We start from the raw sequence: 13,782 nt of genomic DNA on the forward strand, positions 1-13,782 counted from the left end.
TCCCTTTCACTGACTCTATGGACGTACTGTTATGGAACTGTTAGGCGCTTTCTGGGCGGAACACTGGTTGCTGGCGATCCTCATGCTCGGGGCGATTGCCTTCGTTGCCGGCTTCGTCGACAGCATTGCCGGTGGCGGTGGGCTGTTCCTGGTGCCGGGCTTTCTGCTGGTTGGCATGCCACCTCAGGTTGCCCTGGGTCAGGAAAAACTCGTCAGTACCCTCGGCACGCTGGCGGCCATCCGCAACTTCCTGGCCAACAGCAAGATGGTCTGGAAGGTGGCGCTGGTCGGCGTGCCATTCTCGCTGCTCGGTGCCTACCTGGGGGCGCACCTGATCGTGTCGATCTCCCAGGAAACCGTGGGCAAGATCATCTTGGCGCTGATCCCCTTCGGCATCCTCATATTCCTCACCCCCAAGGACCGCCCGGTCGAGGAGCGCGAACTGTCATCGCGCATGCTGTTCACCGTGGTCCCGCTGACCTGCCTGGCCATCGGTTTCTATGACGGCTTCTTCGGCCCCGGTACCGGCAGCATGTTCATCATTGCTTTCCATTACCTGCTGCGCATGGACCTGGTCTCCAGCTCGGCCAACTCCAAAACCTTCAACTTCGCGTCCAACATCGGCGCCCTGGTGGCCTTCGTCATTGCCGGCAAGGTCGTCTACCTGCTGGCGTTGCCGCTGGTGGCCTGCAACATCCTCGGTAACCACCTGGGCAGCGCACTGGCCTTGCGCAAGGGCAACGAAGTGGTGCGCAAGGCGCTGGTGTTCTCGATGCTCTGCCTGTTCACCAGCCTGGGCGTGAAGTACCTGGCCTGACCCTTCCATAGGAGACAACTGATGAAAACCGCATTCGTAACCGGCGCCTCCTCGGGCTTTGGCCGCGCCATCTGCCGTACCTTGATCGGCAAAGGCTACCGCGTGATCGGTGGCGCCCGGCGCATGGACAAGCTGCAAGCGCTGGAGGCCGAGCTGGGCGTCAATTTCATTCCGCTGGCACTGGACGTCACCGACCCGGTGTCGCTCGAGACGGCGGTCGAGCAGATTCGTGATGCTTCGCTGCAGATCGACCTGCTGGTCAACAATGCCGGGCTGGCGCTGGGCGTGGACCGTGCCCAGGCCAGCAGTGCGGAAAACTGGCAGCGGATGATCGACACCAACATCACCGGCCTGGCCATGGTCACCCACAAGATTCTGCCGCAGATGGTGGAAGCCGACAGCGGCATGATCATCAACATCGGCTCGATCGCCGGCACCTACCCCTACCCGGGCGGTAACGTGTATGGCGCCAGCAAGGCCTTTGTCCGCCAGTTCAGCCTCAACCTGCGCGCCGACCTGGCGGGCACCCGCGTGCGAGTGAGCAACATCGAGCCTGGGCTGTGCTCGGGGACCGATTTCTCGGTGGTGCGCCTGAACGGTGACCTGGATGCCGTGCAGGCGTTGTATCGGGATGTGGAGGCCATCCTGCCCGAGGACATCGCGGCCACGGTGGCTTGGATTGCCGAGCAGCCGGCGCATGTGAACATCAATACCATCGAGATCATGCCGGTGGCCCAGAGCAGTGCGGCGCTGAACGTGGTGCGCAACCTGCCGGCTTGCTGATCGGCCGGTGGTGGATGGCACCGGCGTTGCCGGTGTTCGCGGGCACGCCCGCTCCCACAGGAATAGCGCTCTGCTTCGGGCATGTGCAGTACCTGTGGGTTTACCCGCGAATCTGGCAACACAGCGCCTTCAGCTGACCCATGTCATCGCACCTTCTCGATTCTTGGCTAGTCTTAACTGTTGGCGGCCATCAATTGGCCGCCACCGTGACTACCAAGAGGCGCCGGCCATGTTCCGTGCGTCCACCACCTGATCAGGAGTGCACGATGGACCTGAACCGTCGGCAGTTCTTCAAGGTCGCCGCCGTCGGCCTTGGAGGCTCGAGCCTTGCGGCGTTGGGCATGGCCCCGACACCAGCATTCGCCGAGCAGGTGCGTCACTTCAAGCTGGCGCATACCAAAGAAACCCGTAATACATGCCCCTACTGCTCGGTCGGCTGCGGCCTGATCATGTACAGCCAGGGCGATGCGGGCAAGAACGTCAAACAGAACATCATCCATATCGAAGGTGACGCCGACCACCCGGTCAACCGCGGCACCCTCTGCCCGAAAGGCGCTGGCCTGCTGGACTTCATCCACAGCCCGAGCCGCCTGCAGTACCCCGAGGTACGCAAGCCGGGCAGCAAGGAGTGGGTGCGGGTCAGCTGGGACGAGGCGCTCGATCGCGTCGCCGACCTGATGAAGCAGGACCGCGACGCCAACTTCATCGAAAAGAACGCCCAGGGGCAAACGGTCAACCGCTGGCTCACCACCGGTTTTCTCGCTGCTTCCGCCGCCTCCAGCGAGGCTGGCTACCTGACCCACAAGGTCGTCCGCGCAACAGGCATGCTGGGGTTCGATAACCAAGCTCGTGTCTGACATGGCCCGACGGTGGCAAGTCTTGCCCCGACGTACGGCCGTGGCGCCATGACCAACCACTGGTCCGATATCGCCAACGCGAATCTGGTCCTGGTGATGGGTGGCAACGCAGCAGAAGCGCATCCGTGCGGCTTCAAGTGGGTGACCGAAGCCAAGGCGCACAACAAGGCGCGGCTGATCGTGGTAGACCCGCGGTTTACCCGTACCGCTTCGGTGGCGGACTACTACGCACCGATCCGTACCGGTACCGACATCGCCTTCATGGGCGGGCTGATCAATTACCTGCTGAGCAACGACAAGATCCAGCACGAGTACGTGCGCAACTACACCGACGTGTCGTTCATCGTCAAAGAGAACTATGGTTTCGAGGATGGCCTGTTCAGCGGCTACGACGAGGCCAAGCGCGTGTATGCCGACAAGTCCGGCTGGGGTTACGAGCTGGGTGAGGACGGTTTTGCCAAGGTCGACCCGACCCTGCAGCATCCGCGCTGCGTGTTCCAGCTGATGAAGCAGCACTACAGCCGCTATACCCCGGAACTGGCGAGCATGACCTGTGGCATGCCGCAGGACGCCATGTTGAAGATCTGGGAAGAGATCGCTACCTGCTCGGTACCGGGCAAGACCATGACGATCCTCTATGCGCTTGGCTGGACGCAGCACTCGATCGGCGCACAGATCATCCGCAGTGCGGCCATGGTGCAGTTGCTGCTGGGTAACGTCGGCATGCCGGGTGGCGGGGTCAACGCCTTGCGCGGCCACTCCAACATCCAGGGCCTGACCGACCTCGGCCTGCTGTCCAACTCGTTGCCGGGTTACCTGACCCTGGCCGGCGATGCCGAGCAGGACTATGCCGCCTATATCGACAAGCGTGCCTCCAAGCCGCTGCGCCCGGGGCAACTGTCGTACTGGCAGAACTACGGCAAGTTCCACGTCAGTCTGATGAAAGCCTGGTACGGCGCCAATGCCACCGCAGAGAACAACTGGGGCTACGACTGGCTGCCCAAGCTCGACGTGCCGGCCTACGATGTGCTGCGCATGTTCGAGATGATGGGCCAGGGCAAGGTCAACGGCTACATGTGCCAGGGCTTCAACCCGATAGCCGCGCTGCCGGACAAGAACCGCGTCACCGCGGCCCTTGGCAAGCTCAAGTGGCTGGTAATCATGGACCCGCTGGCCACCGAGACCTCGGAGTTCTGGCGCAACGCCGGGCCGTTCAATGATGTAGACACGGCCAACATCCAGACCGAAGTGATCCGCCTGCCCACCACCTGCTTCGCCGAGGAAGACGGCTCGCTGGTCAACAGCAGCCGCTGGCTGCAGTGGCACTGGAAGGGCGCCGACGGCCCGGGCGAGACCCGCACCGACGTTCACATCATGAGCGAACTGTTCCTGCGCCTGCGCCAACGCTACCAGGCCGAGGGCGGCGCCTACCCTGATGCGCTGATGAACATCAACTGGCCATACAAGGTCCCTGAAGAGCCATCCCCGGAGGAACTGGCCAAGGAAATGAACGGCTGGGCGGTGGCCGACGTCACCGACCCGACTGGCGCAGTGCTCAAGGCCGGCCAGCAACTGGCGGGCTTTGGCCAGCTCAAGGACGACGGCAGCACCGCGTCCGGCTGCTGGATCTTTGCCGGCAGCTGGACCGAGCAGGGTAACCAGATGGCTCGCCGTGACAACAGCGACCCGTATGGCATGCACCAGGTGCAGAACTGGGCCTGGGCCTGGCCGGCCAACCGCCGCATCCTCTACAACCGTGCCTCCAGCGACCCGCAAGGCAAGCCGTGGGACCCGGAGAAGAAGCGCCTGGTGTGGTGGAACGGCAAGGCCTGGACCGGCACCGACGTGCCCGACTTCAAGGTCGACTCGCCGCCCGAGGCGGGGATGAACCCGTTCATCATGAACCCCGAAGGCGTGGCGCGCTTCTTCGCCATCGACAAGATGGCCGAAGGCCCGTTCCCCGAGCACTACGAGCCGTTCGAGACGCCGATTGGCATCAACCCGCTGCACCCGCAGAACAAGAAGGCCACCAGCAACCCGGCCGGGCGGGTCTTCGACTCGGTGTGGGACAGCCTCGGCAAGCACGACGAGTTCCCGTACGCGGCGACCACGTACCGGCTGACCGAGCACTTCCACTTCTGGAGCAAGCATTGCCGGCTCAACGCCATTGCCCAGCCCGAGCAGTTCGTCGAAATCGGCGAGGTGCTGGCCAACGAGAAAGGTATCAAGGCCGGTGACCGGGTGCGGGTGTCGAGCAAGCGCGGGCACATCGAGGCGGTGGCAGTGGTGACCAAGCGGATTCGCCCGCTCCAGGTCAACAACCAGACTGTGCACCAGATCGGCATCCCGCTGCACTGGGGCTTCACCGGGGCTACGCGGCATGGCTACCTGACCAACACCCTGGTGCCTTTCCTAGGTGACGGCAATACCCAGACGCCAGAGTCCAAGTCGTTCCTCGTCAAAGTGGAGAAACTCTGATGGCCAGCCAAGACATCATCGCCCGCTCGGCCACCACCACCGTACCGCCTTCGGTACGCCAGCAGCAGGAAGTCGCCAAGCTGATCGACACCACCAAGTGCATCGGCTGCAAGGCCTGCCAGGTGGCGTGTTCGGAGTGGAACGAACTGCGTGACGAGGTCGGCCACAACCACGGCACCTACGACAACCCCCAGGACCTCACCGCCGAGACCTGGACCCTGATGCGCTTCACCGAGCACGAGCGCGACGACGGCAACCTGGAGTGGTTGATTCGCAAGGACGGCTGCATGCACTGCGCCGAGCCAGGTTGCCTGAAGGCCTGCCCGAGCCCGGGGGCGATCATCAAGCACGCCAACGGCATCGTCGACTTCAACCAGGACCACTGCATTGGTTGCGGCTACTGCATCACCGGTTGCCCGTTCAACATCCCGCGCATCTCGCAGAAGGACCACAAGGCGTACAAGTGCACCCTGTGTTCCGACCGCGTGACCGTGGGCCTGGAGCCGGCCTGCGTGAAAACCTGCCCGACCGGGGCCATCGTGTTCGGCACCAAGGACGAGATGAAGGTGCATGCCGCCGAGCGCATCGTCGACCTCCAGTCGCGGGGTTACGACAAGGCCGGGCTGTACGACCCGGACGGCGTCGGCGGCACCCACGTGATGTATGTGCTGCACCATGCCGACACGCCGAAGCTGTACGCCGGCCTGCCGGACCAGCCGGTGATCAGCCCGCTGGTGGGGTTGTGGAAGGGCTTCACCAAGCCACTGGCGCTGCTGGCCATGGGCGCGGCGGTGCTGGCTGGGTTCTTCCACTATGTGCGGGTCGGGCCACAGCGGGTGGAGGAGGACGAGCACCCGGCACCTGCGGATGAAAGCGTGCACCAGGTGGACCCGTCGGTCCATGTCTATGATCCGACCAAGCCCGGTGGGCAAGGGGAGCAGCGACCATGAACGACAACAAACCCATCCTGCGCTACAACGCCAACGAGCGCAGCAACCACTGGGTCGTCGCGATCCTGTTCGTCCTGGCTGGCCTGTCGGGGCTGGCGCTGTTCCATCCGGCGCTGTTCTGGCTCAGCAACCTGTTCGGCGGTGGGCCGTGGACACGCATCCTGCACCCCTTCATCGGGGTGGCGATGTTCGTGTTCTTCCTCGGCCTGGTGCTGCGTTTCTGGCGGGCCAACTTCATCACTGCCAACGACCGCCTGTGGCTGCGCCGCGTGGACCGGGTGATGCTCAACAAGGAGGAGGGTGTGCCGCCGATCGGCAAGTACAACGCCGGGCAGAAGCTGTTGTTCTGGACCCTGCTGGTGTGCATGCTGGTTCTGCTGGTCAGCGGCGTGGTGATCTGGCGCGCATACTTCAGCCATTTGTTCGGCATCGAGGTCATTCGGCTGTCCGCTCTGCTCCACGCCCTGGCGGCGTTCGTGCTGATCCTCAGCATCATCGTGCACATCTACGCCGGCATCTGGATCAAGGGCTCGATCGGCGCCATGCTGCATGGCTGGGTCAGCCGCGCCTGGGCGCGCAAACACCATGAGTTGTGGTACCGCGAAGTGACCGGTGACAAGACGCCGGGCAATCACGGACGAAAAGAAGGATGAGCGCTTGAGCACGATACTCGAACCCGGGCAGATCGAAGCGTCGGCAGTGATGCCGCCGTTTCTGCACCTGCCCCCCGCCAACCTGTTCGAACTGCGCGCCGCGCGCCTTGAGCAGCTGGCCGAAGGCAATGCCCTTGGCGAATACCTGAAGCTGGTGGCTCGTTTGTGCCGTATCCAGCAGCAGCTTGTGGATAACCCGCCCGCTGGCATGCCGGTGGCCGAGGAGCGTCAGCGCCTGTGCATAAGTCATGGTTTGCCGCCACTGGCGGCGGACAGCCTGGTGCGGGAAGGGTCGTGGCTGGTCTGGTTGCAGGCCTTGCTTGAGCACCTCGACGCGGACACCAGCGGTCCGTTGGGGGAGGCGCTGCAAGCCCTGCGCAGCAGTGACGACCATCAACGCAAGGGTTGGGGCATCGCCTTGCTCGCCGGTCAGTACGATGCCGTGCCCGCGGCGCTGGTGCCGTTCATTGGGGCGGCTTTGCAGGCGGCCTGGTCCAGCTGGTTGCTGGCGCTGCCCGCGCCAGAGCTCAAGCCCGCCGGCAGCCTGGCCCAGTGCCCGGCCTGCGGTTCGCCGGCGATGGCTGGGGTGGTGCGCAACCGCGGCAAGCACAATGGCCTGCGCTACCTGGCTTGTTCGCTGTGTGCCTGCGAATGGCATGTGGTGCGGGTCAAATGCGTGTACTGCGAGTCGAGCAAGGACCTGCGCTATACCAGCCTTGACGATGACCGCCATGCGCCGGGCAAGGCGCCGCTACGGGCAGAGTGCTGCCCGGAGTGCGAGAGCTACCTGAAGCAGAACTACCTGGAAAACGATGCGGCGGCCGAGCCGCTGGCCGATGACCTGGCCAGCCTGGCACTGGACATTCGCCTGGACGAGGAGGGCTTCCATCGGTTGGCACCGAACCTGATGCTCGCACCCGGGTAATGGAGAGTGTCTACACTGTAAGACCGAGTCGCCTTCTTCGCGGGTAAACCCGCTCCCACAGGGCCCGCGCAGCTTCTGAGGCTTGCGCGGCCCCTGTAGGAGCGGGTTTACCCGCGAAGAGGCCAGTACAGACAACGGATCAGTCCAAGGTAGTACCGCATGTCCTCCAGCCTAGCCAGCGACACCCCACGCCTGCCCTCCATCGACACCCTTTTGCGCCACTCGGCCTGCCTCCCGCTGATCGACCGCCACGGTCGCGACGCGGTCCTCGCCACCCTGCGGCAACTGCTCGACGACCTGCGCGACCCCGCCCGCACCGGCCAGCTCAGTGCCGCCGAACTGGCCGCTGAAGTCCTGCTGGGCCGCACCGGCGAACGCCTGGCCACCCAGCAACGCAGCCAGGTCCGCCGTGTGTTCAACCTCACCGGCACCGTGTTGCACACCAACCTCGGCCGCGCCTTGTTGCCAGAGGAGGCCATCGAGGCCATGCAGACCGCCGCCCGCTACCCGCTCAACCTGGAATTCGACCTGGCCACCGGCAAGCGCGGCGACCGTGACGACCTGATCGAAGGCCTGATCCGCGAGCTGACCGGCGCCGAAGCCGTCACCGTGGTCAACAACAACGCCGCCGCCGTGCTGCTGGCGCTCAACAGCCTGGGCGCGCGCAAGGAGGGGATCATCTCCCGCGGTGAACTGATCGAGATCGGCGGTGCCTTCCGCATCCCCGACATCATGGCTCGCGCCGGCGTGAAGCTGCACGAAGTCGGCACCACCAACCGTACCCACGCCCGTGACTACGAGGCCGCCATCAGCCCACGTACCGGCCTGCTGATGCGGGTGCATTGCAGCAACTACAGCATTCAGGGCTTCACTACCCAGGTGCCCACCGCCGAGCTGGCGCGCATCGCCCACCAACATGACTTGCCGTTGCTTGAAGACCTTGGCAGCGGCAGCCTGCTTGACCTTACTCGCTGGGGCCTGCCCGCCGAGCCGACCGTGCGCCAGGCCCTGGTTGACGGCGCCGATATCGTCACCTTCAGCGGCGACAAACTGCTGGGCGGGCCGCAATCCGGAATCATCGTCGGGCGCAAGGAACTGATCGCCAGGATCAAGAAGAACCCGCTCAAGCGCGCGCTGCGGGTCGACAAGATCACCCTGGCCGCACTCGAAGCGGTGCTGGCGCTGTACCGCAACCCCGACCGCCTGGCCGAGCGCCTGCCCAGTCTGCGCCTGCTGACCCGCAGCCAGGTAGAAATCCAGTCCCAGGCCGAGCGCCTGGCGCCAGACCTCAAGGCCCGCCTCGGCGAACAATGGGCGGTCAGTGTGGAGCTGGCGTTGGGCATGATTGGCAGTGGCAGCCAACCGGTGGCCCGCCTGCCGAGCGCGGCGTTGTGCCTGCGCCCGCAGGTGTCGAAGAAGCTGCGCGGGCGCAGCCTGCATGTGCTGGAGCGGGCCTTGCGTGACTTGCCGGTGCCTGTGCTCGGCCGTATCGCCGACGACGCACTGTGGCTGGACCTGCGCCAGCTGGATGACGAAGCCCAGTGGCTGGCGCAGTTGCCCGCCCTGCAATTGGGGCCGGTACAGTGATCGTTGGTACCGCCGGCCACATCGACCACGGCAAGACCGCATTGCTCCAGGCCCTGACCGGCCAGGCCGGTGACCATCGCCAGGAGGAGCGCGCCCGTGGCATGACCATCGACCTTGGCTACCGCTATGCGGCGTTGACCGAGGGGGCAGCACTGACCGGCTTCATCGATGTACCGGGCCATGAGCGCTTTATCCACAACATGCTGGCCGGCGCCCACGGCATCGACCTGGTGCTGTTGGTGGTGGCGGCCGACGATGGGGTGATGCCACAAACCCGAGAGCACCTGGCGATCATCGAGCTGCTGGGCATCCCTCAGGCCCTGGTGGCGATCAGCAAATGTGACCGGGTAGAGCCGGCCCGCCTGGTCGAAGTGCAGGCACAGGTCAGCGAGCTTCTGGCGCCGAGCCCGTATGCTGGTGCACGGCAGTTTCCGTTGTCGAGTGTGACCGGCGAAGGTATCGATGCCCTGCGCCAGGCCTTGCTGGCCGCGCAACAGCGCGTGCGCCAGCGCAGCGTGCGTGGCGGTTTCCGTCTGGCCGTCGACCGCGCCTTCGCCGTTACCGGTGCGGGTGTTGTGGTCACGGGCACGGCGCTGGCTGGGCGGGTCAGTGCCGGCGACACCTTGTTGCTGGGCAAGGCCGGCAAACCGGTGCGGGTGCGTGGCCTGCATGCGCAGAACCAGGCCGCGCTGGTGGCCGAGGCGGGCCAGCGGGTGGCACTGAACATCGCTGCCGAACGGCTGGCGGTGGAGCAGGTGCGCCGGGGTGACTGGCTGGTGCCCGAGTGGCTGCATGCGCCCAGCGTGCGTGTGGATATCGAGCTGAACCTGTTGCCGGGCGAGACCCGTACCTTCGAACATTTCAGCGCTGTGCACGTGCACCTCGGCACCCAGGACGTAACCGCCCGGGTGGCCTTGCTCGAAGGTGAAACCCTGGCGGCGGGCCAGCGCATGTTCGCCCAGTTGCTGCTCAACGCGCCGCTGCAGGCGGTACACGGCGACCGCCTGGTGCTGCGCGACCAGCGTGCCCAGCGCACCCTGGGGGGCGGCAAGGTGCTCGACCCGTTCGCGCCAAGCCGTCAGCGTCGCAGCGATGAGCGCCTGCGCCAATTGCAGGTGCTGCGTGATGCCGAGGACCTGGAGCAGGCCTTGCCGGCACTGCTCGCCAGCGCACCAGGGGGTATCGACCCACAGCGTCTGGAGCGGCAGTTCAATCGCCTGCGCGAAACCTGGCAGTTGCCGGAAGACGTGCTGGTGGTGGCCACGCGGCAGGGCCAACTGCTGTTTGCCAGTGCCCGGTGGCAGGCGCTCAAGCGCCAGGTGCTGGAGCAGCTGGCGCGGTTCCATGAACAGGAGCCCGACCAGCTCGGCCCGGACCGCGACCGCCTGCGCCGCTTTGCGGCCTTGCCGCTGGAGCGGCCCGCTTTTGTCAGCCTGCTGGATGAGTTGCTCGAGGACGGCGCCATTGCCAGCAGCGGGCCTTGGCTGCACCTGCCTGATCACAAGGTACAGCTGAGCGAAGCCGACAGTGCGTTATGGGCGAGTCTGCAACCGAAGTTGCTGGCGGGGCAATACGATCCGCCTTGGGTCAGGACGCTGGCGAGCGAGGAAAACTGTGCCGAAGCCGATGTGCGCCTGTTGCTGCGCAAGCTGGCCCGGCTGGGCATGGTGCACCAGGTGGTGCGCGACCTGTTCTACCCCGAGGCGACGCTACAGCGCATGGCAGAGCTGCTGCTGGGGCAGGCCAGTGAAACGCCGATAGTGCAGGTTGCCGCGTTTCGCGATATGTTGGGCATCGGTCGCAAGCGCAGTGTGCAGATTCTGGAGTACTTCGACCGCATCGGCTTGACCCGGAGGGTGGCCGATCAGCGTCACATTCGCGCCGACAGCGCCCTGGCCCAGCAGCAGGCCAGGCACTGAGTTCAAGGAAGGCAATCGCGCCCGGTGGCGCGGCCGGGCTTCAAACCCGGTTGGGGACGGCAGCCGTTCCCGGGCAGGTTCGACTCCCGCTGCCTTCCGCCATTTTCTTTTGCCTGTCAGGGCCCTATCGCCGGCAAGCCAGCTCCCACAGGTACTCCACAGGCCTCAGGCCTTGTGTTATCCCTGTGGGAGCTGGCTTGCCGGCGATAGGGCCAGACCAGGCAACACTCAGGCCCGTTCCCCACACAGATCCAGGGCAAACCACCTTTCCGCCGTGTCGGCATCCAGCCCGGCCCCCAGCAACGCAACCATCTTGGCCAGCGCCGCCTCCCGGGTCATGCCACCGCCACTGACCAGCCCGGCCCCGCGCAAGCGGTTACCCGCCGCATAGGTGTCGAACACCACCGACCCCTCAGGGCACTGGCTGATAGCCGCCAGCATCACGCCCCGCTGGCGTGCCGCGCTCAGCACATCCAGCAACGCCTGGTCATCCGACGGCCCTGTACCGCTGCCGTAGCACTCCAGCAGCAACCCCTGCACGCCGCTGCCCAGCAGTGCCTGCAAATGCCCGGCCTGCAGGCCCGGGAACACCGGCACTACCGCCAGGTTGACCGGCTGGCGCGGGTGCTTGTAGCCAAGCTCGGCAGGGATCGCCGTTGCGCGCTCACTGTCACGATGACGCGGCAGCGCGGCAAATGCATCGAACGCCTCGCTGCGCAGCTTCGACGCCCGGCAGCCATGCAGCAGCTGCCCATGGAAGTACAGCTGCACGCCATCTTCCAGCCCCTGTTCGAACTGGCGCAGTGCGCCGCACAGGTTGTCCCAGGCGTCGCTGTCCGCGGTACCCGCCGGCAGCATCGAGCCGGTCAGCAGCACCGGCACCGGCAGGCCCAGCAGCAGGAACGACAACGCCGCGGCGCTGTAGGCCAGGCTGTCGGTACCATGCAGTACGAGCACGCCATCATGGCCAGCCACCTCTACCGCTGCGACGATTGCATCGCGCATCGCCAGCCAGTTGTGCTGTTGCATGTTGGCGCTGTCGAGCAGCGGGTTCAGTTCCTGCAGGGTCCATTGCACCTGGGGCGCATCGGCCAGCTGGGCGAAGTGTTCACGCATCCGCGCTTCGAAACCACCAGCCGGCGCCAGGCCTTCCGGTGTTTCGAGCATGCCGATGGTGCCACCGGTATAGAGAACGAGAAGATTCTTTACTGCACGCATGGAAAGCATCCGTAGCGATGAGCGGAGAAAGAAAAGCCGCCCGCGGACGGGGCGGCTGGGCAGGAGAGGATATCAGCGCTGCGTCTGAGCTTGGCCGACTGCTTTGTCAGTGGCTGTTTCCGCCTGCGGATTGGCAGGCCAGGCATTGCGGTCCAGGTCCAGGTCGGTGAACTTGGCCGAGTCGAACACTGGCTGGTCGACGCCCGCCTTGCGCTGGTCGTCGTAGTCGCGCATCACCCGCAGGCCGACCTTGAACAGCAGGGCCAGGGCCACCAGGTTGACGAAGGCCAGGCAGGTCATGGTGATGTCGGCGAAGGCGAACACGGTCGACAGGTCTTGCATCGAACCCCATACCACCAGCGCCAGCACCAGGCCACGGAACACCATCAGTACCACGCGGTTGCGGCTGAGGAACTGCAGGCTGTTCTCGCCCAGGTAGTAGTTGTAGAGGATGCAGGTGAAGACGAACAGCGACAGCGCCACGCTGACGAACACGCGGCCCCAGTCACCGACCACGGCGGCCAGCGAGTTCTGGGTCAGGACGATGCCGTCACCTTCGAAGCCCGGGGTGTAGAAGCCCGACAACAGGATCAGCAACGCGGTGCAGGTGCAGATCACGAAGGTGTCGAGGAACACGCTGAAGGCCTGGACGACGCCCTGGGCACCAGGGTGTTTCACGGCGGCCACGGCGGCGACGTTCGGCGCACTGCCCAGGCCCGCTTCGTTGGCGAACACACCACGCTTCACGCCCATGACGATGGCGCTGCCGAGCAGGCCGCCGAATGCCGGGTCGAGGCCGAAGGCGCTCTTGAAGATGGTTTCCAGCATGGCTGGCACGTGCTCGATCTGGGTACCGATCACGTACAGGGTCACGCCGATGTAGGCCAGGGTCTTGACCGGTACCAGCAGGTCGGACACCGCGGCGATGCGCTTGATGCCGCCAATGAAGGTGATGGCCAGCAGCACGGCGAGGACGATGCCGGTGTGCTTGGGGTCGAAGGCAAAGGCGTTCTGCAGCGAGTGGGTCACGGTGTACGACTGCAGGCCGATGAAGGCGAAGCCGTAGGTGACCAGCAGCAGGATCGAGAACACGATGGCCATGCTTTTCAGCTTGAGGCCGTGCTGGATGTAGTAGGCCGGGCCACCACGGTACAGGCCGTCGCCATCGGCGCGCTTGTAGACCTGGGCCAGGGTGCATTCGAAGAAGCTGCTGGACATGCCCACCAGTGCGGTAACCCACATCCAGAACACAGCGCCTGGTCCACCCAGTGTCACGGCAATGCCGACACCGGCGATGTTACCGGCGCCCACGCGGCCGGCCAGGCTCAGCATCAGGGCCTGGAAGGAGCTCAGCTGGCCTGCCTGGCCACGCAGCGATTCTTTGAACACACCGAACATGTGGCCAAAATGGCGGAACTGGACGAACCGGGAACGGATGGTGAAGTAGCTACCCAGCCCTACGATCAGCACAATGAGAAGTTTCCCCGAGAGGAAATCGTTGAGTACTTCGAGCATTGGAAAATGACCTCGATTCTTATTGTTCGTGTGGAAAGATCAGCGGACGGCAGGCGCACCGCTATTCGTGGGGCGCATGG

The 13,782-nt window shown here is 65.0% G+C and carries 10 protein-coding genes and 1 tRNA gene; 9 read left to right on the plus strand and 2 right to left on the minus strand.

The window, feature by feature from the left end:
* The first annotated feature begins 31 nt into the window (after positions 1–31).
* The 9 genes from CAG46_RS22380 (at position 32) to CAG46_RS22425 (ending at position 11,071) form a co-directional block, all read left to right on the plus strand.
* Complete coding sequence (locus tag CAG46_RS22380) at positions 32–817, plus strand: TSUP family transporter (protein ID WP_046615926.1); 786 nt, start codon at positions 32–34, stop codon at positions 815–817.
* 21 nt (positions 818–838) lie between these two features.
* The gene (locus CAG46_RS22385; RefSeq protein WP_025337497.1) at positions 839–1,600 is read left to right on the plus strand and encodes an SDR family NAD(P)-dependent oxidoreductase; all 762 of its coding nucleotides are present in this window, start codon (positions 839–841) and stop codon (positions 1,598–1,600) included.
* 266 nt (positions 1,601–1,866) lie between these two features.
* On the plus strand, positions 1,867–4,935 hold the full coding sequence (gene fdnG / locus CAG46_RS22395) for a formate dehydrogenase-N subunit alpha (protein ID WP_137162867.1): 3,069 nt from the start codon (positions 1,867–1,869) through the stop codon (positions 4,933–4,935).
* A complete protein-coding gene (gene fdxH / locus CAG46_RS22400) occupies positions 4,935–5,885 on the plus strand; it encodes a formate dehydrogenase subunit beta (RefSeq protein ID WP_085592035.1) in 951 nt (316 codons plus the stop codon). The genes fdnG and fdxH overlap by 1 nt, the downstream gene beginning before the upstream one ends.
* Entirely contained in the window at positions 5,882–6,538 is a 657-nt protein-coding gene (locus CAG46_RS22405) for a formate dehydrogenase subunit gamma (protein ID WP_075044437.1), read from the plus strand. The genes fdxH and CAG46_RS22405 overlap by 4 nt, the downstream gene beginning before the upstream one ends.
* Positions 6,539–6,542: 4 nt before the next feature.
* A complete protein-coding gene (gene fdhE, locus CAG46_RS22410) occupies positions 6,543–7,463 on the plus strand; it encodes a formate dehydrogenase accessory protein FdhE (protein WP_085617774.1) in 921 nt (306 codons plus the stop codon).
* 159 nt (positions 7,464–7,622) lie between these two features.
* Positions 7,623–9,050: an L-seryl-tRNA(Sec) selenium transferase gene (gene selA / locus CAG46_RS22415; RefSeq protein WP_085617777.1), complete on the plus strand. Its 1,428-nt coding sequence runs from the start codon at positions 7,623–7,625 to the stop codon at positions 9,048–9,050.
* A complete protein-coding gene (gene selB / locus CAG46_RS22420) occupies positions 9,047–10,969 on the plus strand; it encodes a selenocysteine-specific translation elongation factor (RefSeq protein WP_085617779.1) in 1,923 nt (640 codons plus the stop codon). The genes selA and selB overlap by 4 nt, the downstream gene beginning before the upstream one ends.
* Before the next feature lie 6 nt (positions 10,970–10,975).
* Positions 10,976–11,071, plus strand: a tRNA-Sec gene (locus tag CAG46_RS22425).
* Positions 11,072–11,197: 126 nt separating this feature from the next.
* On the opposite strand, the gene CAG46_RS22430 is transcribed toward CAG46_RS22425, so the two are convergent.
* Together CAG46_RS22430 and CAG46_RS22435 are read right to left on the minus strand one after the other, a co-directional pair.
* The gene (locus CAG46_RS22430) at positions 11,198–12,187 is read right to left on the minus strand and encodes an asparaginase (RefSeq protein ID WP_085617781.1); all 990 of its coding nucleotides are present in this window, start codon (positions 12,185–12,187) and stop codon (positions 11,198–11,200) included.
* Between the two features lie 72 nt (positions 12,188–12,259).
* Positions 12,260–13,702 (minus strand): sodium:alanine symporter family protein, encoded by a 1,443-nt coding sequence (locus CAG46_RS22435; RefSeq protein WP_025337506.1) that lies wholly within the window; start codon positions 13,700–13,702, stop codon positions 12,260–12,262.
* Positions 13,703–13,782 lie beyond the last annotated feature (80 nt).

Origin of the sequence: Pseudomonas sp. B23(2017), assembly GCF_002113725.1 — a bacterium.
Classification (GTDB): domain Bacteria; phylum Pseudomonadota; class Gammaproteobacteria; order Pseudomonadales; family Pseudomonadaceae; genus Aquipseudomonas; species Aquipseudomonas putida_Z.